The following is a 24,650-nucleotide window of genomic DNA, read 5'->3' on the forward strand; positions in this document are numbered from 1 at the left end:
CCGTCCAGCAGTAAGCAATGACAACCCATATTCTGAATCACTATTTAAAACGCTGAAATACCGCCCGATGCAATTACCTAAGCCCTTCGACGACCTGCTGGCGGCGCGCCAATGGGCGACTCAAGTGGTGCATTGGTATAACAATGAGCACCGCCACAGCAGCATCCAATATGTGACGCCAACCGAGCGCCACGCAGGTCAAGATCAGGCCCTTTTACAGCAAAGAATCGCCGTCTACGAAGCCGCCCGGGCCGCGCATCCCCTGCGCTGGACAAAGGGCACGCGAAACTGGGAAAGAGTGAATATCGTCCACCTCAATCCAGAAAAATCACCGGAAGCGGAGACGGGTGCTGTAAGGAAAAAAGCAGAGCAAAGAACGGCATAAATATTAAACGATTAAGGCGACAACTGGTTTGACAATTACCGATTCAAGACATCGACACCCCGATCAACCTCCTTGCCAGTGTACAGTCAGATCATTTGTCCGAGTATTCACAGGATCGCTTCAATGAGACTCTAACGAGAGAACAAGTCTCTATCGACCTAGTGAAAAAACACTCGCACTTCCGTATCGAGCAGCTTGGGGAGTTGCAAAACATGATCGAGATAATGGACGACACTGAATTCGCCACTCTGGTGTTTCACTGGCTCCCTGCGACCAACTTTCTCAAGACCTTTGCAAAAATCATTGTCAAGCTTGTACCCCGAGTGTTTAGTAGCAACGGAGTATCGGTTAATCCCACTGATGTCATGATCGCAAAGCTGGCCGGTTACCTCAACGCTTCAAGTTATTCGGACTACCTGAAAAGCCAGATCTCTCATGCGCGGCAGCGGATAATAGAAGGAGAGAACCTTACTCTTTCTAAAGCTATCAATAATGATTTGAAGATAATTACCAATGCGTTCGGCTTTACCCTTCCTAAGCTTCTCGGACTGATAGAGGATGTCGTTAAACAGCACGCGGTAAAACGGGGGATCCGAAGTAAAATCGATTACGCGCACGTAAGAATGGTTTTTGAGGGGCATCACCTGCCAACAGGGATCAATGCTTTAGAGGAAATTGGAATTCCCATTCAGACTCTTCATCGTCTGACAAAGCGGATGGAGTTTCCCGAGCAGGCTGACGTTGATGCCCTCGGTCAATATCTTCGGGATACTCAGGGCTCTTGGTGCCAGTTCTTGGGGAGTGTGGATCAAGCTTTCATCAGACGTGCGCTTGGAGTAGCGTGACATCAGTTTTGAGCTACCGTACTTCAATTAATGAGCGCCTGCTCAGCGCTCCAAGTCCGGGCAGGAGCTTTCCCAGTCGCCAGCTTGCAAGCAACAAGTAGATGCTTTAACTGCAATCAATACGTGAACGAGCATTTCGCCCCTTGCCTGTAGCTGTCTGCTTAGGCCAAACAGCTATGGCCCGCCATCAAAAAAAAGTAGGCCGCAACCAGATGGTTTTGCGGCCTTGCTTTTTTCAAGCTTTGGCATCAGCACCTCGGCTTTAGAGTGCAGCCAAAACCTCTATGTAGATGGTCGAAATCAGTAAGCCACTACTGGATCACTGATTTCGTACATCGATAAAGAGCGTATGGCTGCCTGCTAAGGCCGATGTGCAGAAGCTCAGAGCAGCCCTCTGAGCGGCAGCTTTACGATCGCAACCGGGCGTTCCATGACCACAGCTAGGTGGCGAAAACAGTCGCTAAACAATTATCTCTATCGAGCGTAAACAGCCGCGCGGCCAAAGCGAACACAGCCCAAATCTAGTTTTAAATGACTATTGCACTTGAGGTAGTCTAGTTATCAGCGAAATGGACTCAGAGCCAGATGAAGCAGCAATAAAAACATATCGGGGTGAAAGCCATTTATCGCCTATCCCCTCGCCCTCCCATTACCACCACCGCCAGAATATCCCGGTGCAAATCTACAGCTCGCAGCTGGGTATAGCGTTTTAGGTTTTTCCAGCTTTTATGGCCAGACACCAGGGCCACTTCCTGTATTTGATAGCCTTGCTCAAACAGCCTGCTGATGCCTTCATGACGCAGATCGTGGAAGTGCAGGTCTTGAATACCAGCCTTGCTGACAATGCCGCGAAAGGCCACGCCAACTGATTCGGATTTATAGGGAAAGATAAATTCGCTGGTACGAGGCTGCGCCTGGATGATGCTTAGAGACGTACCCAGCAGCGGCACGGTTTGGTCATTGCCGATTTTTTTCTTTGGGTCTTTTCTGTCCCGGATCAAAATGGTGCGGTTTTTCTCGTCTAAATCACTCCATTGCAAGCGGGTGATTTCACTGCGGCGCATGGTGGTTTCAATGGCAAAGCGCACCAGATCCGCGATAGGGATTTGCCTGAAATGTTCGGTGGCTTTTGCTCCTGCCAAAATCAAGCCTAATTCTGAATCCTGTAATCGCCGCTCGCGCTCAACAGAGCCACTAATCATGCCCTTTTCTTTTAAGTATTCATTGGCCAATGAATACTGAGCAATATCTACATCTAATTTGGCAAATAATTTGGCTTCTTTTAATACACAACCCAAATAAATAATATCTTGCTGAATAGATTGCGGCTTTACGCCAAATGATCGGCGATGGCGAACATAATCAATAATTTTATCGGCGGTTAATTCCAAGATAGCCACGTCAGCCATTGGGGAGCGGGCCAGCACACATTCAGCACGCTGCGCTTAGACGCCCAGAGGTGTTTGTCTTTCTCAAAAAACTCTATATATTTATCGATCAGATCTTTAAGGGTTAAGCCTTTTAATTTGCGCTGAGCAATGGCCTCTTGCTCACGCATTTTCTCGGTCAGCAGTGCTGCCCACTCCTCCGCTAGGCGTGAATGCCTACCCCTGCGGCAAGAAAGCTTCTGGACTCATTTAACAGCAGCTTGCCGTCCCGCTTAAGCCTCACCTGCGCCTGATAAGAAACAGAACCATCTTTGTTTTGTAAACGGATAATTGAGGCCATAAGTGTGAAAGTGCTATCTCTGTTTTTTGACGCCTCAAGATAGCACTCAGCTAACATAACCCCGCTTTAAGTGCCTTTTTACCGTAACAACGCCGGATGAGTGCTAATTATGGCCACCGTAAAATCCAGGCAAAAAAAGGCGCTGAGATCACTCAACGCCTTATTTCAAGCCATTCTTACCAGATACGGATGCGTTCTTTAGCGGGCTTATACATGCCGTCGCCTTCTTTTACCTTAAAGGCTTTATAAAATGCATCGCTATTAACCGCTGCGCCATTGGCGCGGAATTGGCCGGGGCTGTGGGGGTCGGTTAGCAGCATTTGCAAGGTCATGGGCTCGCGCATTTTGCTGGCCCATACCTGGCTCCAGCCTAAAAAGAAGCGCTGCTCACCGGTATGCCCATCTATTTTTTCGGCGGGCTTGCCCCCTAAAGATAATTGATAGGCTTTATATGCCACAGCCAAACCGGATAAATCCGCAATATTCTCACCAAGAGTAAGTTTTCCATTAACGTGCTTGCCCGGAATGGCTTCATAAGCGTCGTATTGAGCGACTAATTTGCTGGTCAGTGCGGTAAATTCCTTTTTATCCTGCTTTCCCCACCAGTTTTTTAAATTACCGTCGCCATCATACTGGCTGCCCTGGTCATCAAAACCATGGGATATTTCATGCCCAATAACGCCGCCAATTGCACCATAATTCACGGCATCGTCTGCCGCAGGATCAAAGAATGGCGCTTGCAATATAGCTGCAGGGAAAACAATTTCATTCATGCTGGGGTTGTAATAGGCATTAACGGTTTGCGGTGTCATTCCCCATTTTTTGCGATCAATGGGTTTTCCTAATTGATTTAGCTCACGCGCGCTGGAGAACAACTGAGCGCGTTGCAAATTACCTAATAAATCATCTGCCTTAATCTCTAAGCTGCTGTAATCAATCCATTGCTCCGGATAGCCAATTTTCACGGTAAATTTAGCTAGTTTTTGCTGTGCTTTTACCTTTGTTGTGGCGCTCATCCAGCTTAAATCTTTAATTGAGCTGCGATAAGATGCTAATAGATTATTTACCATCACATCCATTTTAGCTTTTGCTTCGGGCGTAAAATACTTTGCAACATATAATTCGCCCACCGCCTCACCCAAGCTGCCATTTGTGGCTGCAATTGCTCTTTTCCAGCGTGGCTTTTGCTCTGGCACGCCAGACAAGGACTTACCGTGAAAATCGAAAGATAAATCCGTATATGCTTTAGGCAGCGCATTAGCGTATTGGTCTAAAACTTTAAATTTAAGCCATACTTTTACCGTGGCTAATGGTGTTTTAGCCAGGGTTTCACTCATTGATTTGATATAGCTTGGCTGGGAAACAATAACAGACCCCACTTTACCTGCTATACCCATCGCCTGCCAATATTCATCCCACGCAAAATCAGGTGCTAGTTTTTTTAATTCGGCCAGTGATTTTTTATTATAGGTTTTTTGCGGATCGCGATTATCTACTTTAGTCCATTGTGCTTTAGCCAGCTCGGTTTCTAATGCCAGTAAGGATGCAACATCAACCTCTGTTTCACCTGATAGTTTTAATAAACTTTCAAAATAAGTGCTTAAGGCTTTACGTGCAGCAATGAATTTTTCATCCGATTTTAAATAATAATCCCGGTCAGGCAGGCTTAAACCCGATTGATGCACATTCACGATATAGGCCGTTGAATTCTTTTCATCCTGCCCCACATAAATCCCCAGAGGGGCATAGAGCCCAGCCTTGCTCAACAGGGCTAATTGCTCTGCCAGTGCCTTGCTATTTTTGATCGCAGCAATATCTGTAAAAGTGGATTGCAAAGGCGCTAAACCGCGCTGCTCGATTAAGCTTTCATTCATATAGCTTTGATATAAATCGCCCACTTTTTTTGCGGCCGGGCCTGGTGCCGCATTTTGTGCCGCCATTTCTACCATTTCACGCACCTGGCCTTCTGCGCGATCACGCAAAATTAAAAATGCGCCATGCGAGGACTTATCGCTGGGTATTTCAGTGTTTTTTAACCATGTACCATTGACTGCCTGATATAAATCATCCTGCACCCGGACACTTTGATCAAAACGCTCAGAATCAAGCCCGGAGCGGGATGCGGCTTGTACACCCATTGCCAAAGAAGCTGTAATCAACGTCAACACAAGCTTTTGTTTCATTCAAACCTCATCAATAAGCAGCAGGCCGCTTAGTCAATTAAACAATCATTAAGATCAATGAATACCATTCTGTGGCATATAATGCCTCAATACTGTCCGAATCTGAAAGGAAATAAAAAATGAATGGTAAAATACATCTGATTTAAATAAATGAAGTGCTAAAGTTTTTACGGATCAGGTCGATACTTGGCATAATGACAGTACAGAAAGTCACACTGGCCAGTGACGAAGGATGACATACCATGAAAATCGATCAAAACAAGCCTCTGAATACGACGCCCAGCCGCAGCAGCGAGCGTACAACGAGCACACCTGCCGCAAGTACGGAGCGCGCTAAAACAGACAGCGTAACGATTAACCCACTGGCAGCTAAGCTGAATCAAATCGAGCAGAACTCAAAGCCTGCCTTTGATACTGAGCGTGTTGAATCACTCAAAAAAGCCATCAGCGAAGGGCGGTTCACCGTACGTACCGAAGCCATAGCTGGCAAAATCATTCAAAGCGCTCAAGAACTATTAGGCAAGTGATATGACCACCGACTCGCCTTTAAACAGCCTGCTGAACCAGGCCATCAGCAGCATGCAGACCTTATTAGACTTACTTCAAAAAGAGCAAAGTCATTTAATTGCCAATGAGCTGGACCCCCTCTTGGTGCTCACCACAGAGAAACAGGCTGCAGCAATCGATGCTGAGCAAGCCGGGCAGGCGCTCAGCCAGTTTTTTAATGCTCAGGGTATTGATCCGCAGCATGATGCCACTACATGGATCACAGAGCAGCCCCCTCATACACTCAGCCAGTGGCAGACTCTTTTAGAGATCACCCGCCAGGCTGCCGCATTTAACAGCAGCAATGGCAAGTTAATTGAAACCCGCCAGCAGCTGATCAATGGCTTTATGCAGCAAATTTTAGACGCCAGCCACAGCCGTCCGCTTTATGCTCCGGATGGCAAGCTTACATCGCTTCCGCAAGGCCAAAGGCGCGATTTAGCTTAAGGGTTGAGGGCCATCAGGCTGCGCCCGCCTTCAAACCGTTGTGCAAAATACGGGGTGGATAGCGATTCAACCCTTATTTTTCCTTTAGATGACGGCGCATGAATAAAGCGCCCGTCTCCCAAGTAAATGCCCATATGTGAAAACGATCTGCCCAGTGTATTAAAAAACACGAGGTCCCCTGCCTGCAGCTGATCGCTTGCAACAGGCCGGGCCAGGCTGGCAATTTGTGCCGCATTATGCGGCAGCACCGCACCTACGGCATTTTTGTACACAAAGCTCACCATGCCACTGCAATCTAGGCCCGCTTCCGGATTATTGCCCCCAAACTGATAGCTGACATCCAGCAGGCCCAGCGCATACATGACGATCTCGCGCCCCGCCCCTGCTGCCTGAATATTACTCAAGGATTTAGATGCCGGGTAAGCCACTTTGGTGCGGGTGGGCGTGGAGCTGCACGCGCTTAACACCAAAATACTCAGCAAAATAATCTTTCTCAATCTGAATCCTTTAACAAACTCAGCCATCCACTGGATTTTCAGGTGTAGGCAAAATCAATTGATAAAAAGCTAAATCCAGCCAGCGGCCAAATTTAAATCCTGATTGTTTAATCGTGCCTGCATGGCTAAAGCCAAGCTGCAGGTGCAGCGCAATGCTCGCGGTGTTTTCAGCATCGATTCCACCAATTAAGGTGTGATAACCCTGCTCCTGCGCTTTTTCAATAATAAGCAGTAATAGTTTTTTACCCAAACCCTGGCCACGATAATCAGGGTGGATATAAATAGAATGCTCAATGGCATATTTATAGGCCGGGCGCACTCTGAATGCACCATAGCTGGCAAAGCCCAATAAAACACCCGCATCATTTTCAAAACCCAGCACAGGCAATTGTCTGGCTTCTTTATCAGCAAACCAATCCACCATACTGGCTAATGGCCTTGGGGTGTAATCATAAAGCGCCGTAGAGTTTTCAATCGCTTCATTGAATATATAGAGAATTTGCTCAGCGTGCCGTGCATAAGTACAAGAAACAATCCGCATTATTTACTCTTAGCTTGTTTAATTTAATCAAAAAAAAACACCTCAGGAGCAATCCTTCGGTGTTTTTTTGCAAAAAAGCCCTCTGCAATAGAGGGCAGCAATCTGTTAAGAATGCGAACGCTTGTAATCCACATCGCAATCGGTCAGTACAATCACACGAGGATGTGTCTGCAAGAAAGAAGCTGGCACCTGGGTAGTAATTGGGCCATTTAAAGTGCGGTCAAGGATTTCAGCTTTTTCTGCGCCTTTAACCACCAGCAGAATTGATTTTGCGTGCAAAATAGAACCCATGCCCATTGTTAATGCATGCGTTGGCACTTCATCAATGCTGTTAAAAAAGCGTTTATTGGCTTCGCGTGTTTCAGGCTTTAAAGTCACTTTATGTGTAAAGCGCGACAAGGCTTCATCAGGCTCATTAAAGCCAATATGGCCATTATGCCCGATACCCAAAATTTGCATATCAACAAGGCCTTTCTGATAAATCAGCTCATCATAACGACGGCCTTCTTCATCCAGATCTTCGGCATTGCCATTGGGCACATAGGTATTTTCGGTGCGGATGTCGATATGATTAAACAGGTGGCTATTCATAAAGCTGCGATACGATTCCGGATGAGTAACGGGCAAACCAGCGTATTCATCCAGATTGAATGTTGTTACTTCTTTAAAGCTCACCAGCCCCTGCTGATACGTCTTTACTATTTCCTGGTAAATGCCAACAGGGGTGCTACCTGTTGCCATACCGAGGATTGCATTAGGCTTGGTGCGGACAATAGATAGTAATAAATCAGCACCTACGCGATTCAGTTCATTTTGATCTTTGAATTTATGTAAAATCATGATTGTGTGAATTCCGAAATAAGTAAAACAACCTAGATACTATACGTCAACTGAATAAGATTTGTTGATGCAAACCACATACCGCACAAAAAATCAGGAAAATAACCAGGGTTGTCCGATTTTTCGCTGCGCTTCAAAAGCTTTAATCTCTTCTGCGTGATGCAAAGTTAAACCAATTTCATCTAAACCATTTTGCAGGCAATGCTTGCGATGGCCGGTAATATCAAAACCAAACACCTGGCCTGAAGGCGTTGTGACGGTTTGAGCCAGCAAATCCACATTCAGGCCATAACCTTCAGAGGCCACACTTTCTGTAAACAGCTGTTCAACAATCGCGCTATCCAAAACAATCGGCAGCAGGCCATTTTTGTAGCAGTTATTAAAGAAGATATCGGCAAAGCTGGGTGCAATTACCACACGAAAGCCGTAATCTTCAATCGCCCACGGTGCATGTTCGCGGCTGGAGCCGCAGCCAAAGTTGTCTCTGGCCAGTAAGACTTCCGCGCCCTGATATCGCGGGTAGTTCAGCACAAAATCAGGATTAGGCTTGCGCTGGCTGTTATCCATACCCGGCTCGCCATGATCCAGATAACGCCATTCATCAAACAGATTCGGGCCAAAACCAGAGCGCTTAATCGACTTTAAAAACTGTTTGGGGATAATGGCATCGGTATCCACATTGGCGCGATCCAGCGGGCACACCAAACCATTTAATTGAGTGAATGCTTTCATTTACTGGCCGCCTTTTCGATGGCTTCGCCACCTTTTTTGATATCTTTGCCCATGCCTGACACCGTATTACAGGCCGTAAGCCCCAGCATCAGAACCATCAACGTCAGCGTTGCAATTTTTTTCATCCCTGATCTCCTTAGGCGAACTGGCGCACATCAACAAAGTGGCCTGCAATCGCCGCAGCCGCAGCCATTTCCGGGCTTAATAAATGCGTGCGGCCGCCCTGGCCCTGACGGCCTTCAAAATTCCGGTTACTGGTTGAAGCACAGCGCTCGCCCGGCTCTAAGCGATCCGCATTCATCGCAAGACACATAGAGCAGCCCGGCTCACGCCATTCAAAACCTGCCGCGATAAAGATTTTATCCAGGCCTTCGGCCTCTGCCTGCGCTTTTACAAGACCAGAGCCCGGCACCACCAGAACCAGCTTCACATTAGCGGCCTTGGTTTTGCCCCTGGCAATGCCTGCTGCGGCACGTAAATCTTCGATACGGGAGTTAGTACAGGAGCCGATAAATACTTTATCAATCTGAATATCAGTCAGCGGCGTATTGGCGGTCAGGCCCATATACTGCAGCGCGCGCTCATAGCTGCCACGCTTGACCAGATCCGGCTCTGCGGCAGGATCCGGCACGGCCCCAGAGATGCCCAAAACTTGTTCTGGCGATGTGCCCCATGTAAGCTGCGGCTCGATTTCTGCGGCATCCAGCGTAACCAGTGCATCAAATACCGCACCTTCATCAGAGACCAGTGTTTTCCAGTGCGCGACCGCAGCATCCCATTGCGCTGCATTAGGTGAGAAAGGCCTGCCTTTGAGGTAATCAATGGTTTTTTCATCAACGGCCACCATGCCTGCACGAGCGCCCGCCTCAATCGCCATATTACACAGCGTCATCCGCCCTTCGATGGAAAGCGAGCGGATCGCCTCGCCGCCAAATTCAATCGCGTAGCCCGTGCCGCCTGCCGTGCCTACTTTGCCAATAATGGCCAGTGCCACGTCTTTTGCCGTTACACCCCGGCCCAACACGCCATCCACGCGAATCAGCATGGCTTTCGATTTTTTGGCAACCAGCGTTTGCGTGGCCATCACATGCTCAACTTCAGAGGTGCCAATGCCATGCGCAAGCGCAGCAAATGCACCATGTGTGGAAGTGTGGCTGTCACCACAGACCACCGTCATTCCTGGCAAGGTTGCGCCATTTTCCGGGCCAACCACATGCACAATGCCTTGCTTCTGATCTTTAAAGGGATAATAAGCCAGCGCGCCAAATTCTTTAATATTGGCATCCAGTGTTTCTACCTGCAGCCGTGAGATCGGGTCTTGAATACCCTTATCCCAATGATCAGTTGGCGTATTATGATCGGCAGTCGAAACAATCGAAGACTTGCGCCATAGCGTTCTGCCCGCTAACTTCAAGCCTTCAAAGGCTTGCGGGCTGGTGACTTCATGCACCAGGTGACGATCAATATAAATAAGGCAAGTGCCATCGTCTTCAGTACGAATAACGTGGGAATGCCAAAGTTTGTCATAAAGTGTCTGAGCCATGGCGATAGTCTGGAAAAGTCAGGGTCTTCGAAACTAGCATAGAAGGCCTTTTGCCACAACCGTGTAAGCAAGACTTATGCCGATGTAGTTTAAATAAAAGAATTACACACCACTTCAAATACCACAGGAAAGGAAACCTCTATGCACAGACCACTTCTCGCCCTGATGCTGCTTGTTGCCAGCGGCTGGGTTCAGGCCGCATCTTGCCAGAGCGTAGCAGAAGGATTAAACCGTCAGCTGCACCCCGGCACCAATACCAGTGAGCTGACAGAAATACTCAGCAGTCTGAATCAGCAAGGCCGCCTGCCCGCCAAATTTGTCACTAAACGCGAAGCACAGGCCGCAGGCTGGCGCCCTGGCAGCAGTCTCTGGCAAAGCCTGCCCGGCAAATCCATTGGTGGCGATCGTTTTGGCAACCGTGAAAACCGCCTGCCGCGCGGCCAGTACCAAGAAGCAGATTTAGACTACCAGGGCGGAAAACGCGGTGCAAAACGCATTGTATTCAGCAAAAATGGCCCGCGCTTTATTACAGTCGATCATTATCAAACCTTTACTGAGGTGGCAGCATGTCAATAAACCAACGCGTTGTACTCCAGCATATTTACAAGCTCAATGATGCTTACCAGCAACTGGCCGAACAACTGGATTTTTCCAGCGATTTTATTAATAACCTGGATGCACTTTACGATGAGCTGAGTGGCAACCTAGAAGGCCCTATCCAGATCACATGGGAAAACACCAAGGAAGCGCAAGCCGCGCTGGGCGAGGAAGACTACGCGGCCTTACTTGCAGTATTCAACGATGCGATCGCAGACCGGGATGATTTAAGCCTTATCCTGAAGCCATAGGCACTGCTGACGCTTGATTTATTGCACGGCGCAAAAAACCGTGCCGGTGATAGCTGGCATGGCTGCACGGCGAATGCTCATCGCACTCGCAGCGCCTTGCGTGATTTAACTTGTTCAGCCCGAAAACTTGCAGCCAGTGCAGCCGTAAATAAAACCTGGTGCATTGCAGCAAAACAAACTTGGATCATTGCCCGCTCTTTCCTATACTCAGGCTCTGGCAAAACAAACTTAAAAGCGCTGCCAGAGCCATGATCTGTTTTCTGCTGCAGAACCCGGGGAGGTCTTATGGATTTTGAATATCAAAATTATCCAAAAAAAATAAATATAGGCTGTGGTTATGATTTAAAAACCGGTTATCTGAATATTGATTTAAATGAATATCACCAGCCTGATTTAGTCGCCGACTGTACCCAGCTCAAATGCCTGCCTTCTGCCTATTACGAATATATTCTGGCCAACGATATACTCGAACACATCCCCAGATTAAAAACCAGCACCACATTAAGGGAGTGGAACCGCCTGCTCGCCCATGGCGGCATGCTTGAATTGCAAATTCCTAATGTAATTGGCTTGTTAAATCTTTTAAAAAAACCAGAAAACCAGACACTGGCCAAACATGAAGAGCTTTTGCGCTGCCTGTTTGGCACGCAATGCTATAACGGTGATTTCCATTTTATCGGTTTTACCGAAATAACCATTAAAAACGTCTTGTATGAAGCTGGCTTCACCATCAAAAGCCTGAATTCCGTTGATGACTGGCTGTTTAATGTAAAAGCCGTCAAAACAGGCGAGCCCCTGTACGATGGCCTGATTGATATTCAGGAAGATGATGATTTTTTATTTGCCGCCTTTATGCACTTACTCAAACGCAAACCAGACAGTGGCGGGTTTGATCATTACAAAGCGCAATTAAGCAAAGGCATGGAAAGAGAAGCGATTGTAGAAAACATCAAGGGCAGTCAGGAATATATTCAGTTAAATAAAACAACTCAGACTCAGATATAAAACAAAAAAGCGCCGCCCAAGGGCGGCGCTTTACATCTTAATCAAAAGAGAATGTGTAATAAGCATCCCCTGTGGTTTCATCCGTACCAATACGTGAAACCAAAGACCAGCCTTTAGTCAGCTGCCAGGTAAACTTCACCGCATCGCGTAAGCCATTCACGCTTTTTTCCAGTGATACCCGTACATTCTTACTTAACTGCTTACCCACCGAAACCACCTGGGTAGAGCTGCCATCCTTTTCCCTCTGGCTGCTGAAACCCACATCATCGAGGCCAACCTTACCCAAAAGCCCTTCGCTAAAGCTTGAATTATCTCCGGAAGTCAGCAACGCATTGGCCACCTGCAGCATCAGAGCACTGTCTGATTTTTCCATGCTGTCTGAGCCATGGCCAAACAAGAGCCAGCTGAGTTTTTCACTATCCGGAACACTGGGTTCGGAGTAGAGCATCACCCGTGGCCGCAAGGCGGTGCCGTTCACCTGCACACCCGCCTCAACCTGCTGGCCCCTGCGCATGGCCAGCACATCCAGCCCGGGGTTATCAATGGGGCCCTGGAACGCCAGCACGCCGCGCTCAATATCCAGCTTTTGCCCGTATGCGCTATAAGTGCTGCGGGCATTGCCTTCATTTTCTGCCACCTGCACCACGCCATGCGCAGTAGGCGGCTGATTGGCTTGTGCGCGCAAACGCAGCAGACCAGCCAGCCTTGCATCTAATCCATACCCCCGGAAGCGGAAGTTTTTTCCAAGATCAATATCCATCTGCAAGGTAAGCTTTGGCCCCGCATCAACCGGTGCTTTACTGCGGCCTTTGATCACCACATCATCCGACAGCTTGGGCACATCGTTAGACTGAAAGCGAATATCCCCTTCATCTGCCTTCAGCTGGCCACTGACGCTCAGCGCCTTATCTTTGAGCATGATATTGCCCTGGCCGGACATCACCACCAGCATATCGGCCTTACTGATCAAAGTCAGCTTATTGGCCGTAACCTGGGCCGTGGCGCTGGGGCTTGGGCCTGCCAGATCAAACGAGCCTTTCGCATCCAAAGTACCCTGCCCGCCTTTAAACTGGAATTGCTGCAAATTAATTAGCTGCTTATCCAGCGTTACCCTCACCTTCCCATCCTGCAAAGCCAGCCCTGTTGCGGCATCCCGCACCGATATGCCATCACCGTAGATAAAGCCGGTCCAGTCGTTTTCTTTAGGTAATCCTGCGTGCCGCACTTCAAAACGCCCGCTCCCGGCCAGCGTTAAATCCGGCCCTAGCAGCGGGCCAAACATTGAAAGCTTAGGCACATCCCCCTTGATAAAGACATCAAGCGGTGCGCGCTCTGCCAAGCGCCAATTCACAGCATCCAGCAGCGCAGTACCATTCGCCTGCATCTGACCAAAACGGCCCGAGCTTAAATGACCGTTAAAATTCAGGCCTGATTGTTTCGCCAGTACCTGCAGCCTGAAGTCTTGCAAATCAAACTTTTGCGGTGCGGTGTTTTGCGTTACATACTTTAAATCACCAGATTGCCGGTGGATTTCCAGCTGGCCATCTAAGCTGCCCGCAGATTTAAGCACCCAGCGCCCGCCCAGCATCAGATTGCCACTGACTTCTTTTTGCCCCAGCAGCGTCAGCCATTGCCCAACCGACACCTGCTCCAGCTCACCTGCGGTATCCAGATTGCCATCCTGCCAGTTCAGTTTTTCAATATGCACCCGCGTATCGCCCATCAACAGACGTGCATCGCCAAGCCGCACCAGATTAGCACCGGCCTCCAGCGATAACGGCGCAGCCAGACTCAGGGCCAGTGGCTGATTCACCTGCAGGCCCTGCACACTGCCGCGCCAGACCCACTGATCGCTTAAGCCGCCCTCAAAGCGCGAGCTGACATCAATCAGACGCTCATCCTGCTTACCTTTTAACTGCAGGCTGGCGCTGTGTTTTTCCCGGCTGCCATCCGCTTTAAAGTTAAGCGTCTGAACCTGCACACCAGCCGCTTTTGCATCCGTGATATCGGCAAGAATATGCATTGGCCCTTTTAAATCAGACTGCAGCTGAGCATCCAGCACCGCCTGATTGACCGAGACGCCAAAGGGCGTTTGCAAGCCTGCAACTGCCAGCTGAGTGGCAATTTGCGGGCTGAGCATGGCACCTTTTAACTGCGCATCCCCGCTGATTTTGCCGCTGAACCCCGGGCCAAATTGTTGTAACTGCGGCAGGCTGATTTTCAGCTTCAGCACATCACTGGCAAGGCCAAGTGCCCCCTCTGCATCGATGCGGTTTGCACCCAATGCCAGCCATAAATCTGCATTCGAAACACGGGTTTCTTCTATATTCAGCTGGCCTTTACCACTAAGCACTTCGCCATTAAAACGGCTGTCACTCAGGCTGTAATCCACACTGGCTTTTAAAGCGGGCTGTAAAGCGCCGGCTAGTTTAAATTGTCCTGTCAGCGATCCTTTCGGGCTGGCTACAAATTCAGCAGGATTAAGACCCGTAAATTCACCCGACAATTTAAAGTCATTTTTTGCCACGCCTTTTGCATCAAGCAAACCCAGCTCACCCTGCAAGGCAACGCTGCTGTTAGCCCGGGATAAGCGTGCCTCACGCAAAACAATACGCCGCTCATGCTTGGGGTTTAACCAGCCCATATCCAGATCCAGCGCCGCATTACGCTGCGCATCGGCCAGTTTGGCCAGCACATCGGGCGCCAGCCACGGGCCTTTCAACTCAATCGTGCCACCCAGTGATGCAGGAGGCTGACGCGTAAAAAGCTTGGCCGGGTCAATTTTGGCCAGATCAAGCTTTAATTTCAGCTGACCTTTATCCAGTTGCCCCGCCCCTTTAATTTGTCCTTGCCCCAGCAAATCCAGCGACATGGATTTAAGCGTAACCGTTTCTTTTAAATACCCCAGCTTGCTGCTGATCTGCGTAAACGGCAACCCGCCCTGATCAATCGTTAAAGGCATAGCATTGCGGATTTCCAGCGCGCCACTGGCCGCGTTTTCACCCAATGGAACAACAGACAAAGACACATCAATCAGCGCCTTAGGCAAGCCTTGCATCAGAGCGGCAGGATTAAGCTGCTGCAACTTAATCTGACCTTCACTTAAAAGCTGATAGGTATAAGGGGCAAACAGATCCAGCCGTGCATTGATCATGGCGTTGAGCTGATTGCTTTTGATATCGCCTTTTAATTGCAATTTACGCAGCTCGCCATCAAGCATGATTTGGGATTGCAAGGGCTGATTTTCCACCTTACCCGCAAGTGACAGCTGGCCAGACGTCACAAAAGGCTGTGTCCCAACCAGCGCCAGATGCCCTTTAAAACTGGCATCCAACTGTGGCAGCTTTAACTTAAGCTGATCCAAAGTAATTTGATGGAAACGGCCATTACTGGCTAATTTGAAACGAATATCATCCAGATCGGGCGATCCCTTAATACTCAGCTTTTTAATCTGTGCCTGATCAATATGCAGACCAATTGGCAGAGTAATGCTTTCTGGCGGGGGCGAAGCAGGCTTATCCGGCGGGCTGGGTTTAATGTCTATTTCCAAATGGCCGATACTTAATTCATCCAGCGATAGATCGCGGGCCAGCAGGCTGTACGGGCTCCATGCAAGGCTCACTTTATCCACAGCAAGCCCCATATCTGCGGTCTTCAGCACGAGGCCACGCAGGGCGAAATCAGACCATAAAGAACCCTCAATTGCGCGCAGCTTTGCCACACCGCTCTGGTTGATTTGCTTTACCAGCCAGTCGCGCCCCATTTGTGAATCAAAAAAGGCCAGCGCAATGGTCAGTAAAAAAACAGGGATAACTAATATAAACAGCAGCCAGCCAATAAAGCGGCGCATTTTTGAATAGCGTGCAACGGGCTTGGTAGCCGGAGTTTCTGCGGCAGCAGGCGTTGGATTTGTCTGCATTTAAAAAGTCACTCCCATGGTGAAATGCACACGAAACTGATTTTCTTCCACGCCTCTCGCCACATCTAAACCAATTACCCCCACCGGGCTTACCCAGCGCGCACCCACACCCACACCAGTCGAGCCGCGCCAGTCTTTCCACTGATCCCCGACACCACCGTGATCAACAAACACCGCGCCAAGCCAGTCTTTATAAACAGGGGTCTGAAACTCTATAGAGCTGACCGCCATAACTCTGCCAGGAATGGTCGAGCCCCCAAGCGATAAGCCTAAACTTTGATAATCATAGCCACGCACCGACGATGAGCCACCGGTCCGGAACAACCAATCACTTGGCACATTAAAAAATTCTTTGGTAAAGGTATCACCGGCTTCCAGGCGGGCAACCACTACGCTTTTTTCACCCACAGGCCAAAACTGCACACCACGCCCATACAGGCGAACAAAGCTTTCATCCGACAGCAGGCCCTTAAGTGCGCCCCCGCCTTCCAGAGTAATCACATTACCCGAGCGCGGGTTTCTGAGCCGGTCTACATCACGCCTTACCCACTGATATTTTGCGGTTAAAGACTGAGGATCAGAAACCGTACCGTCATTTAGCTCGCGACGCTCTATTTGATATTCAATCGCAATTAATCGGTCAATATTCTTTTCAGTGCTGCTGCGGGATACCCCGGTCTTCCAGGTGCTGGTATCCAGGCCCTGAATATTTTCATTCACATAGCTGGCATAGACCCGGTGCTCGTACCCTGATGCAAAGCGGGGGAAGGTAATCCCGGCACTTGCTGACTGCTCTTTTTGCTGCAGGCGCACGCCACTATCCAGTACCCAGCCCCTGTCCATCAGATTTAAATAGCGATAATCAAACGAGCCGCGCATACCGGTATTGGTGCTATAGCCCAAACCTGTACTGATTTTGCTCAAAGGCGCTTCTTGCACCGTTACTTTTACGGGCGCAATAAAGGGGGCTTCGGGCGGCAGATCAACATCCACCAAAACCAGAGAAAAATGCGGCAGATTCTGTAAATAGGTTTGTAATTCTAATAAATCATTGCGGCGATATTCTGCGCCCTCACGAAACTGAATATTGTTGCGGATTAATTTTTCAGGATAGCGGGATAAGCCCGTGATGCTTGCCGGCCCATAAAAATAAGCAGGCCCGCTGTCAACATCAACAGTCAGATCAACTGTATTTGCTTCGGGATCAACACTGGCTTCGGCATGAACTAATTTGGCCGCCGGATAACGGCGATTCAGCAATGAGCTTACCGCGCCACGCTTGGCGCTATCCCAATCACTCTGGCGAAAGATGCTTCCCTTGGGCAGGGGCCAGTTTTGCTCCTGGCGCTCTTCCAAACGCTTCATCCGCACTTCGTCGGGGATAATGTCGCCCAGATAATTCACATCCACACTGCGAACCAGGGTTGGCTTTCCGGCATCCACATCCAAAGAAACAATCGCCGGGATGGTCGATTCGTCCATGCTGGCGGTCACCCTGGGCGAAAAATAACCTTCCGTCGCCAGCAGGCCGGCAACGGTATCCGGCGCATTATCGATCAGGCGTGAAAGCTGCTCTTTGGTCATCCTTTTTTCAGTTTTCCAGCGAGCAAGATCCAGGTGTTTTTCTAAGAGCGCCTGCAAATCATCGGGCGCTTCAATATTCAAAACATAGGGAAAATAGACACTTTGCTCTGCATCCGCAGCAGGCAGCTCTTCGGCCAGCGACAGAACAGGAAAAGCCATGAGCAAAACGAAAAATGACCGAACAATCATAGGGATGATTTTAAAAGAGGCAAGGCCGCTACTTTACCGCATGGGAGGCGCAGCGGACAAAAAAGAACCCGGTCTGTATACGCATCCAAAGACGCAGAACACAGAGCCGGGTAACAAGAAAGACCAGATGAAGAGTCAAAACATACTACACACACAACAACTTACTACTTACCACACTTACAAACAGCTAAACCACCAGATCAACGAGTTGCAATAAAACCCTGGGACTTCAACAGCAGGTTTTGAGCAGATTCGATGTTCTTAAAAATAATTTGCAAGGTACGCATTTGCATCTCCTTAAAAGTTTGGGTCAGAGATCTGTTCCCAATCAAGCAATGACGCTACTTTAGCAAAACTACATCTCACTTGCAAGTGTTTTTGTAATAAAACTACCTATATAAGTACAATAATTCACAGATACAACTACATTATTTTAAAAAATATGCAACATATTCAACGATATAAAATGTATTAACAGTAAAAACAAAACACACTCTTATGTAATTTAACTACAAAACATCAAACAAAAGCTCGCGGCGCCCTCCGGCCTCTTACGCGAAGCAGGAAAACCCAAGGTTAGCCGCAAAAATCACGCAAAACACAGGGCCGTTTGCAATAAAAAAGCGGCACAAAGCCGCTTGATAAATAAAAGCAAAGGAAAAGACAGAGACAAAAAAAACCAGCTAAAACCCACACCAAAAAAGCAGCATGCAAAGGCGCCAGATTGCACCCCTGCACTACCCGCTTTACGACCAGACCCTAGTTGTGATCCAGATCACTTCCCTAATAAAGCCGCCTTCAATGAATCGTTCACTGGTGCTTTTCCCAGCCAGATTGAAAGCATAGCCGCAGCAAAATCGTCACCAGCAATGGTTGCATAGACCTTACCGCGCACGGTAACGCGCGTACCCTGGCCCGGCATAAAGTCCAGCACAATCACATCTCCTTTAGCGGCGGTTTTAACCAGCTTAAAGATTTGCTCCAGCTCGGCAATTTTCGGCGCAAGAGCAGCCAGTGTGGCCTCACTCTGATTGGACTTCAAACCATCCACAAAACCTTCATGCATGGCGGCGGCGGAAACTTCACGCAGCATGCGCAGCTCCATACGGCGTGGCACAGGCGAATTCACCACGGCGCTGGCATCCTGGCTTTTTACCGGCAAATAAAGCGCAGCCAAGTACACATCAAAGAATACTTTTTTACGCACGCCCGCACCGTTGAGCGCCAATGACTGACTGGACAACTCGGCGCGATCGGCTAAATTCACCCCAGCCACTTCAAGCGCCATACTGCTCTGTGCTGCAAGCACAAAAGAAGCGCCTATCAGTAATTTTTTCATTTTTTCATTTCCTTGAAAAAAAACCCACGGATTTGAATCCGTGGGCAAAAGCCTTGATCTGCGAATAAAGCCTTACAAGGATTGAATAATCCCTGCAGCGCCCATACCGGTGCCGATACACATGGAGATCATGCCGTATTTGCCGGCCATGCCGTGACGACGCATGCCGTGCACGATGGTTGCCGCACGAATCGCGCCGGTAGCACCCAGCGGGTGGCCTAAAGCAATTGCGCCGCCCAGTGGATTCACCTTGCTCATATCTAGGTTAAGATCACGCGCCACGGCCAGAGCTTGCGCCGCAAAGGCTTCGTTCAGCTCGATCCAACCCAAATCATCGAGCGTCAGGCCAGCTAACTTCAGCGCAGCCGGAATCGCTTCTTTCGGGCCAATCCCCATGATATGTGCCGGAACGCCTTTTACGGCAAAGGTCACATAACGCGCCAAAGGCACGAGGTTAAATTGCTTCAGAATGCGCTCAGAAACCAGGATCACCGCGCCTGCGCCATCAGACATTTGCGAGCTATTACCCGCAGTAACCGAACCTTTAGCCGCGAATACGGTTTTGAGCTTAGCCAGGCCTTCCATGGTAGTGCCAGCGCGTGGGCCTTCGTCGGTATCACAAATCTTGCTGGTGACTTCAACTTCGCCAGTCGCCAGATTAGGCGTGCGGGCAAATACTTCCAGCGGGCTGATTTCGTCTTTGAATTCGCCCGTGGCAATCGCATGCAAGGCACGGCGGTTGGATTCCACCGCAAATGCATCCTGATCTTCACGGGACACATTCCACTGCTCGGCTACTTTTTCAGCCGTCAGGCCCATACCAAAAGCAATGCCGAGGTTTTCGTTTTTAGTGAAAATCTCAGGATTTAGGGAGATTTTATTTCCCATCATCGGCACTTGCGACATGCTTTCTGTACCCGCCGCAATCATCACATCGGCTTCGCCCAAACGAATTTTATCTGCGGCCATGGCAATGGCGTTCACGCCTGAGGAGCAGAAACGATTGATGGTGACGCCACCCACCGTATCCGGCAACCCCGCCAGCAGCACGGCCATACGGGCAATATTCATCCCCTGCTCGGCTTCTGGCATGGCGCAGCCCACAATCACGTCTTCGATCAGCTTAGGATCAAGCTGAGGCACTTGCGCCAGCGCACTTTTTAATACATGGGCCAGCAAATCATCCGGGCGAACATTGCGCAACATACCGCGCGGTGCTTTACCAACCGGGCTGCGCGTCGCAGCAACGATATAAGCTTCTTGAATCTGTCTGCTCATTTTGAGCTCCTAAAGTATTAGATCGCCGCAACCTTCCAAACCTGAAAACCATAAACATTCAACACGGAGAACACGGAGGAAAAGGAGAAAACCCACATATCTGTAACAACTCAAAATATGAAATGGAATTCATCATGATTTTCTCCGTGAAACTCTGTGTCCTCTGTGTTCTCCGTAGTTCAAGATTTGGGTGTTGCAGTTTTAGATGTCAATTAGTTACGCAGCGGCTTGTTGTTTTCCAGCATATACATGATGCGCTCTTGCGTTTTTCCGGTTTTCAGCAGCTTCATAAAGCGCTCACGCTCAAGCTTAAGGATCCATTCTTCATCCACCAGCGTGCCCGCATCTACATCACCACCGGTCATGATTTCGGCGATATGGCCGGCAATCAGGTAGTCGTGCTTAGAGATAAAGCCACCTTCCAGCATATTGATCAGCTGGCCCTTGATCGTGGCAGCGCCTGCGCGGCCCGCTACAGCAAAGGATTTTGGCTTAACCGGTGCTTTGTAGCCTGATTCGCTCATGGCGCGTACTTGCGCTTTAGCCACGTAGAGCAATTCATTCGGGTTAAACACGATAATATCTGAGCTACGCAGATAGCCAATTTGCTGGCCTTCTTCTGCACTCGTACCCACTTTCGCCATGGCGACTGACAGGTAGTAATCTTTCAGCGCGCCAACGATATCGCCTTTTGCTTCTTGCGAGGCGCGCAGTGCAAATTCTTTACACCCGCCACCCGCCGGCAAGAGACCCACACCGACTTCAACCAAGCCAATATAGGTTTCAAGGCAAGCCACAACGCGTGCGCAGTGCATTAAGAATTCACAACCGCCGCCAAAGGCATAGCCCTGAGCCGCGCCAACTACGGGCACCGCAGCATACTTCAGACGCATGCTGGCTTTTTGGAATTCGGCCACCATATTTTCGATCGAAGCGAAGTCACCCGTCATAAAGGCAGGGCCCATGCTGACTAGATCTGCACCCACCGAAAACGGCGCTTCCGGATGCCATACTACTAAGCCAGCAAAGCGTTCTTCCGCAATGGTAATCGCCTGATTTACACCGGCCAGTACATCTGGGCCAATGCAATGCGCTTTGGTTTTAAAGCTTAATACGGCAACGTCTTCACCTGGCTGCACCCACATGCGCACGCCATCATTTTCAAACACAGTTTCACCGTAAACAGGTGCTGCATCCCCCACCACGGTTGGCGGATAAAGCTGACGCTTATAAACCGGCAAGTTAGAGCGTTGTTTCAGCGCATTATCTGCCGCGCTGAACGAGCCTGCTGCGGTATGCACCGCATCACGCGCCGCCACCCAAGCGGGCAGCGAAACATCGCTCATGGCTTGGCCAGCGGCTGAATCCGCAGCAATTGCCGAAGCGATGTCTTTCCAGCCAGCAGCTTGCCACTGCTCAAACGGGCCTTGATTCCAACCGAAACCCCAACGAATCGCAAAATCCACATCTCGAGCGTTATCTGCAATGGTATCAAGGTGATAGCTGATGTAATGCCATACATCGCGCATGCAGGCCCAGAGGAATTGTGCTTCTGGATGAGCGGATTCGCGCAGTGCTTTAAAGCGTGCAGCCGGATCAGTGATTTTGAGCAGCGCCTTAACTTCATCGCTCCCCTTTTGTCCACCGGCAATATATTCGCCTGTAGCAGGATCAAGCATCAAGACATCACGACCTACTTTCTTGAATACGCCAGCCTTGGTTTTTTGGCCCAAAGCGCCGTTTTCAATCAGCTTTTGCATCCAAGCCGGTACGGTAAAGTATTTGTGCCAAGGATCGGACGCCAATTGCTCGGTCATGGTTTTAACCACATGCGCAAAGGTGTCCAAACCAACCACGTCGGCAGTACGGAAAGTGGCTGATTTCGGACGACCAAGACGCGGTCCAGTCAGATCATCAACTACATCAAAACGGATGCCGAGGCGTTCGGCGTGGTAAATCGTCGCCAGCATGGAGAACACACCAATGCGGTTGGCAACAAAGTTAGGCGTGTCTTTAGCGCGTACTACGCCCTTGCCCATACGGGTAGCAAGGAAGCTTTCCAGCGCGTCCATCATTGCCGGATCAGTCCGGGAATCGGCGATCAACTCAACCAGATACATATAGCGTGGTGGATTAAAGAAATGAATCCCGCAGAAACGGCTGCGCAATTGCTCAGGGACACCGCCTGCCAAGGAGTTAATCGACAAGCCCGATGTATTGGAAGCCAGAATAGCGTGTGGGGCTACAAAAGGTGCAATTTTTGCATAAAGATCGAGTTTCCAATCTAGGCGCTCAGCAATGGCCTCGATAATTAAATCGCAATCTTTTAGTTTTTCTAAATCAGAGCCGTAATTAGCAGGCTCAATATGATCCGCGCGCATCCCTGAGGCTAATGGCGACGGTTTCATTTTTTTAAGATTGGCAATTGCTTTAGTTGCAATGCCATTTGCATCACCTTCTTTGGCTGGCAAATCAAATAAAACGGTTTTAATTCCCGCATTGGCAAGATGGGCAGCAATTTGCGCTCCCATAACGCCCGCGCCGAGAACGGCAACCTGACGGATATGCACGGTATTGGCCATGTTTAGCCTCGCTAAAAGGAAAGGAAGAGCGGCGAGAGCCGCCCAGAGTCAAACGAAACCTCCCCCGCAAAGGGGAGGGATAAACAAAATTTAGAAGCGGTAATTCAATTGCGCGCCAAACACATTGGCATGAGCGGAAACATCAGCCTTAGTCAGCACGGCATTACTACTATCCACATTACTCATGGATGAATTACTAAATTTCACATAGGTATAAGCCACATCAACTGACATATTTTTATCAATTGCATAGTTAAACCCGGTAGAGAACCAATAACGATCGCTGTCTGGTAAGTTAGCAATACGATATTCTGCCGCATCAGCCGGAGACTGATCGTAAGCTAGGCCCACACGCAACTTCAAAGGATCATTGTATTGATAGCTCAGACCCAATGAGAAGCGATCAGTATCACGCCATTTTTGTGCGATATCGGCATTAAACCCTGCATCCGTTTTCAAAATTAAATCTTGAAATTTGGAATGCCAGGTATGCGTCCAATCACCCGTCAATGCGAATTGATGATTTAATTTTTTATAGAAATTAATGGCAAATGAATCTGGCGTATCTAAATCAACCGTACCATTTGAATTAAGCAGTTTTCCAGCCACCGAAACGCTCGGCGGGAAAGCAGATGGCACGGTAAACTTAGTATCACCTTGCAGGCTATGGCTTAGGCTAGAACGATAAGCCGCACCGAAGCGCAAACTATCATCTACCTTCCAAGTGACACCCAGATTAAATCCATAAGCCCAATTATCACCCTCGTAATCCATCGATCCATCAAGTGCCGGGCTAGGATTCCCACCTACGGTTAGCTTGCCTAAATCAATCATTTTCTTAAAACGTGCTTTCATATATTGCGCAGTAACCCCTGCGCCTACCGAAAACTGCTCATTGATTTTGTAGGCCACCGAAGGATTTAAAGCCAAAGTCATGAGCTCAAGATCAGTACCGTTGTAACGACCAATCCATTTGTCATCAAAATTAGTTTTATCACCAAATGGCACAAACATAGCCAAACCCAGGAACAACTGGTCGTTCACTTGGTGGGTGATATAAGTTTGTGGAACATAGACAGGAGCCGTTGGCGAACCACCATCGTTACCTGTTACAGGCTTACCACGACTATTTGTGGCATTCAGATTAGAGAAGCTGATGTGTGGATCGACCACCACCAAAGCACCCGAAATATTGGTGCCCCGCAAATTGGTCATCCCTGCCGGATTGTAAAACAGTACAGAAGCGTCCTCTGCCTCGGCAGCGTTTGAATTGGCAACACCCTGCGAGCTGACACTTTGCACACCAAAGTGATAACCGGATGCAAGCGCATTACCCGCAAAAAATAAGCTTGCCACACCTAAAGTACGAATTGCCATACGAATAGTTCCAGACATCGTCTATCTCCTACTGTGGCCAGTGGCCTGTGGTTTAGTCCTATGCAGTCAATCTGCAACAAACCCCAAGTACTCTGTTGGTACTTTCAAAGAAGGTAAGATCGCCTTACTCATACCTTTGCTTTTTGGGCCGTTTTAATTAGGTCTTAAATATAACGCAAGCTTATTTTTATTCAAACGTCTGTTTAGGCGCATTAGGGATTTCATCAAAGGATGAAATCCCC

Annotated in this window: 24 protein-coding genes; 8 read left to right on the forward strand and 16 right to left on the reverse strand. The window is 49.0% G+C overall.

Annotation, left to right across the window (positions count from 1 at the left end; genetic code table 11):
- Together CSQ88_RS00835 and CSQ88_RS00840 are read left to right on the forward strand one after the other, a co-directional pair.
- The coding region (locus tag CSQ88_RS00835; protein WP_143449372.1) for an integrase core domain-containing protein at nt 1–385 on the forward strand (385 nt) is incomplete at its 5' end.
- Nucleotides 386–609: 224 nt separating this feature from the next.
- On the forward strand, nt 610–1,230 hold the full coding sequence (locus CSQ88_RS00840; RefSeq protein ID WP_180273481.1) for a hypothetical protein: 621 nt from the start codon (nt 610–612) through the stop codon (nt 1,228–1,230).
- A 623-nt stretch (nt 1,231–1,853) separates the two neighbouring features.
- Here the strand turns inward: CSQ88_RS00840 and CSQ88_RS00845 are convergent.
- The 4 genes from CSQ88_RS00845 to CSQ88_RS00855 form a co-directional block, all read right to left on the reverse strand.
- Complete coding sequence (locus CSQ88_RS00845; RefSeq protein WP_099396235.1) at nt 1,854–2,639, reverse strand: site-specific integrase; 786 nt, start codon at nt 2,637–2,639, stop codon at nt 1,854–1,856.
- Complete coding sequence (locus tag CSQ88_RS22875; protein WP_180273482.1) at nt 2,612–2,788, reverse strand: hypothetical protein; 177 nt, start codon at nt 2,786–2,788, stop codon at nt 2,612–2,614. The genes CSQ88_RS00845 and CSQ88_RS22875 overlap by 28 nt, the downstream gene beginning before the upstream one ends.
- Before the next feature lie 32 nt (nt 2,789–2,820).
- Entirely contained in the window at nt 2,821–2,958 is a 138-nt protein-coding gene (locus CSQ88_RS22880) for a hypothetical protein (RefSeq protein ID WP_180273483.1), read from the reverse strand.
- 176 nt (nt 2,959–3,134) lie between these two features.
- Complete coding sequence (locus CSQ88_RS00855) at nt 3,135–5,141, reverse strand: M13 family metallopeptidase (protein ID WP_099396237.1); 2,007 nt, start codon at nt 5,139–5,141, stop codon at nt 3,135–3,137.
- 242 nt (nt 5,142–5,383) lie between these two features.
- On the opposite strand from CSQ88_RS00855, the gene flgM reads away from it, so the two are divergent.
- The gene (gene flgM, locus CSQ88_RS00860) at nt 5,384–5,668 is read left to right on the forward strand and encodes a flagellar biosynthesis anti-sigma factor FlgM (RefSeq protein WP_099396238.1); all 285 of its coding nucleotides are present in this window, start codon (nt 5,384–5,386) and stop codon (nt 5,666–5,668) included.
- 1 nt (nt 5,669) lies between these two features.
- Complete coding sequence (locus tag CSQ88_RS00865) at nt 5,670–6,134, forward strand: flagella synthesis protein FlgN (RefSeq protein ID WP_099396239.1); 465 nt, start codon at nt 5,670–5,672, stop codon at nt 6,132–6,134.
- Here CSQ88_RS00865 and CSQ88_RS00870 read toward each other — a convergent pair.
- The 6 genes from CSQ88_RS00870 to leuC form a co-directional block, all read right to left on the reverse strand.
- Nucleotides 6,131–6,631, reverse strand: a complete 501-nt coding sequence (locus CSQ88_RS00870; protein ID WP_257212364.1) for a C40 family peptidase — start codon at nt 6,629–6,631, stop codon at nt 6,131–6,133. The genes CSQ88_RS00865 and CSQ88_RS00870 overlap by 4 nt on opposite strands.
- A gap of 19 nt (nt 6,632–6,650) precedes the next feature.
- Complete coding sequence (locus CSQ88_RS00875; protein WP_099396241.1) at nt 6,651–7,172, reverse strand: GNAT family N-acetyltransferase; 522 nt, start codon at nt 7,170–7,172, stop codon at nt 6,651–6,653.
- A gap of 105 nt (nt 7,173–7,277) precedes the next feature.
- Entirely contained in the window at nt 7,278–8,012 is a 735-nt protein-coding gene (gene nagB, locus CSQ88_RS00880) for a glucosamine-6-phosphate deaminase (RefSeq protein ID WP_099396242.1), read from the reverse strand.
- A 93-nt stretch (nt 8,013–8,105) separates the two neighbouring features.
- Entirely contained in the window at nt 8,106–8,744 is a 639-nt protein-coding gene (gene leuD / locus CSQ88_RS00885) for a 3-isopropylmalate dehydratase small subunit (protein WP_099396243.1), read from the reverse strand.
- Nucleotides 8,741–8,869: an entericidin A/B family lipoprotein gene (locus CSQ88_RS00890; RefSeq protein WP_099396244.1), complete on the reverse strand. Its 129-nt coding sequence runs from the start codon at nt 8,867–8,869 to the stop codon at nt 8,741–8,743. Before CSQ88_RS00890 ends, leuD begins: the two co-directional genes overlap by 4 nt.
- Before the next feature lie 11 nt (nt 8,870–8,880).
- Nucleotides 8,881–10,287 carry a 3-isopropylmalate dehydratase large subunit gene (gene leuC, locus CSQ88_RS00895; protein WP_099396245.1) on the reverse strand — a complete coding sequence of 469 codons (1,407 nt, stop codon included), beginning with the start codon at nt 10,285–10,287 and terminating at the stop codon, nt 8,881–8,883.
- A gap of 141 nt (nt 10,288–10,428) precedes the next feature.
- Here leuC and CSQ88_RS00900 point away from each other — a divergent pair, with 141 nt between their 5' ends.
- From CSQ88_RS00900 to CSQ88_RS00915, 3 genes are all read left to right on the forward strand, one after another.
- Nucleotides 10,429–10,863, forward strand: a complete 435-nt coding sequence (locus CSQ88_RS00900) for a ribonuclease domain-containing protein (RefSeq protein ID WP_099396246.1) — start codon at nt 10,429–10,431, stop codon at nt 10,861–10,863.
- A complete protein-coding gene (locus tag CSQ88_RS00905; protein ID WP_099396247.1) occupies nt 10,854–11,135 on the forward strand; it encodes a barstar family protein in 282 nt (93 codons plus the stop codon). The genes CSQ88_RS00900 and CSQ88_RS00905 overlap by 10 nt, the downstream gene beginning before the upstream one ends.
- 285 nt (nt 11,136–11,420) lie before the next feature.
- Nucleotides 11,421–12,140, forward strand: a complete 720-nt coding sequence (locus CSQ88_RS00915; RefSeq protein ID WP_099396249.1) for a DUF4214 domain-containing protein — start codon at nt 11,421–11,423, stop codon at nt 12,138–12,140.
- Between the two features lie 37 nt (nt 12,141–12,177).
- Here the strand turns inward: CSQ88_RS00915 and CSQ88_RS00920 are convergent, their stop codons facing one another.
- On the reverse strand, nt 12,178–16,059 hold the full coding sequence (locus tag CSQ88_RS00920) for a translocation/assembly module TamB domain-containing protein (protein ID WP_099396250.1): 3,882 nt from the start codon (nt 16,057–16,059) through the stop codon (nt 12,178–12,180).
- Nucleotides 16,060–17,802: an autotransporter assembly complex family protein gene (locus tag CSQ88_RS00925; RefSeq protein WP_180273484.1), complete on the reverse strand. Its 1,743-nt coding sequence runs from the start codon at nt 17,800–17,802 to the stop codon at nt 16,060–16,062. It abuts the gene before it with no gap.
- On the opposite strand from CSQ88_RS00925, the gene CSQ88_RS22885 reads away from it, so the two are divergent.
- Nucleotides 17,801–18,049, forward strand: coding sequence for a hypothetical protein (locus tag CSQ88_RS22885; protein WP_180273485.1), 249 nt, complete (start codon nt 17,801–17,803; stop codon nt 18,047–18,049). The two genes, CSQ88_RS00925 and CSQ88_RS22885, sit on opposite strands and share 2 nt — an antisense overlap.
- A gap of 558 nt (nt 18,050–18,607) precedes the next feature.
- Here the strand turns inward: CSQ88_RS22885 and CSQ88_RS00935 are convergent.
- The 4 genes from CSQ88_RS00935 to CSQ88_RS00950 all read right to left on the reverse strand — a co-directional run bounded on the left by CSQ88_RS00935 (nt 18,608) and on the right by CSQ88_RS00950 (nt 24,426).
- Nucleotides 18,608–19,171: a chalcone isomerase family protein gene (locus CSQ88_RS00935; protein WP_099396253.1), complete on the reverse strand. Its 564-nt coding sequence runs from the start codon at nt 19,169–19,171 to the stop codon at nt 18,608–18,610.
- Between the two features lie 72 nt (nt 19,172–19,243).
- Complete coding sequence (locus CSQ88_RS00940) at nt 19,244–20,449, reverse strand: acetyl-CoA C-acyltransferase (RefSeq protein WP_099396254.1); 1,206 nt, start codon at nt 20,447–20,449, stop codon at nt 19,244–19,246.
- Between the two features lie 212 nt (nt 20,450–20,661).
- The gene (locus CSQ88_RS00945) at nt 20,662–23,031 is read right to left on the reverse strand and encodes a 3-hydroxyacyl-CoA dehydrogenase/enoyl-CoA hydratase family protein (protein WP_099396255.1); all 2,370 of its coding nucleotides are present in this window, start codon (nt 23,029–23,031) and stop codon (nt 20,662–20,664) included.
- A 90-nt stretch (nt 23,032–23,121) separates the two neighbouring features.
- A complete protein-coding gene (locus CSQ88_RS00950) occupies nt 23,122–24,426 on the reverse strand; it encodes an OmpP1/FadL family transporter (RefSeq protein WP_099396256.1) in 1,305 nt (434 codons plus the stop codon).
- Between the last annotated feature and the right edge of the window lie 224 nt (nt 24,427–24,650).

It is taken from the genome of Iodobacter sp. BJB302, assembly GCF_002735645.1.
GTDB lineage: Bacteria > Pseudomonadota > Gammaproteobacteria > Burkholderiales > Chitinibacteraceae > Iodobacter.

What these genes read in the sequence shown, in the direction of transcription:
- CSQ88_RS00840 (WP_180273481.1), top strand. Translation starts at nt 610, where the DNA reads ATGGACGACACTGAATTCGCCACTCTGGTGTTTCACTGGCTCCCTGCG.
- CSQ88_RS00845 (WP_099396235.1), bottom strand. Translation starts at nt 2,639, where the DNA reads ATGGCTGACGTGGCTATCTTGGAATTAACCGCCGATAAAATTATTGAT.
- CSQ88_RS22875 (WP_180273482.1), bottom strand. Translation starts at nt 2,788, where the DNA reads ATGCGTGAGCAAGAGGCCATTGCTCAGCGCAAATTAAAAGGCTTAACC.
- CSQ88_RS22880 (WP_180273483.1), bottom strand. Translation starts at nt 2,958, where the DNA reads ATGGCCTCAATTATCCGTTTACAAAACAAAGATGGTTCTGTTTCTTAT.
- CSQ88_RS00855 (WP_099396237.1), bottom strand. Translation starts at nt 5,141, where the DNA reads ATGAAACAAAAGCTTGTGTTGACGTTGATTACAGCTTCTTTGGCAATG.
- flgM (WP_099396238.1), top strand. Translation starts at nt 5,384, where the DNA reads ATGAAAATCGATCAAAACAAGCCTCTGAATACGACGCCCAGCCGCAGC.
- CSQ88_RS00865 (WP_099396239.1), top strand. Translation starts at nt 5,670, where the DNA reads ATGACCACCGACTCGCCTTTAAACAGCCTGCTGAACCAGGCCATCAGC.
- CSQ88_RS00875 (WP_099396241.1), bottom strand. Translation starts at nt 7,172, where the DNA reads ATGCGGATTGTTTCTTGTACTTATGCACGGCACGCTGAGCAAATTCTC.
- nagB (WP_099396242.1), bottom strand. Translation starts at nt 8,012, where the DNA reads ATGATTTTACATAAATTCAAAGATCAAAATGAACTGAATCGCGTAGGT.
- leuD (WP_099396243.1), bottom strand. Translation starts at nt 8,744, where the DNA reads ATGAAAGCATTCACTCAATTAAATGGTTTGGTGTGCCCGCTGGATCGC.
- CSQ88_RS00890 (WP_099396244.1), bottom strand. Translation starts at nt 8,869, where the DNA reads ATGAAAAAAATTGCAACGCTGACGTTGATGGTTCTGATGCTGGGGCTT.
- leuC (WP_099396245.1), bottom strand. Translation starts at nt 10,287, where the DNA reads ATGGCTCAGACACTTTATGACAAACTTTGGCATTCCCACGTTATTCGT.
- CSQ88_RS00900 (WP_099396246.1), top strand. Translation starts at nt 10,429, where the DNA reads ATGCACAGACCACTTCTCGCCCTGATGCTGCTTGTTGCCAGCGGCTGG.
- CSQ88_RS00905 (WP_099396247.1), top strand. Translation starts at nt 10,854, where the DNA reads ATGTCAATAAACCAACGCGTTGTACTCCAGCATATTTACAAGCTCAAT.
- CSQ88_RS00915 (WP_099396249.1), top strand. Translation starts at nt 11,421, where the DNA reads ATGGATTTTGAATATCAAAATTATCCAAAAAAAATAAATATAGGCTGT.
- CSQ88_RS00920 (WP_099396250.1), bottom strand. Translation starts at nt 16,059, where the DNA reads ATGCAGACAAATCCAACGCCTGCTGCCGCAGAAACTCCGGCTACCAAG.
- CSQ88_RS22885 (WP_180273485.1), top strand. Translation starts at nt 17,801, where the DNA reads ATGAGCAAAACGAAAAATGACCGAACAATCATAGGGATGATTTTAAAA.
- CSQ88_RS00925 (WP_180273484.1), bottom strand. Translation starts at nt 17,802, where the DNA reads ATGGCTTTTCCTGTTCTGTCGCTGGCCGAAGAGCTGCCTGCTGCGGAT.
- CSQ88_RS00935 (WP_099396253.1), bottom strand. Translation starts at nt 19,171, where the DNA reads ATGAAAAAATTACTGATAGGCGCTTCTTTTGTGCTTGCAGCACAGAGC.
- CSQ88_RS00940 (WP_099396254.1), bottom strand. Translation starts at nt 20,449, where the DNA reads ATGAGCAGACAGATTCAAGAAGCTTATATCGTTGCTGCGACGCGCAGC.
- CSQ88_RS00945 (WP_099396255.1), bottom strand. Translation starts at nt 23,031, where the DNA reads ATGGCCAATACCGTGCATATCCGTCAGGTTGCCGTTCTCGGCGCGGGC.
- CSQ88_RS00950 (WP_099396256.1), bottom strand. Translation starts at nt 24,426, where the DNA reads ATGTCTGGAACTATTCGTATGGCAATTCGTACTTTAGGTGTGGCAAGC.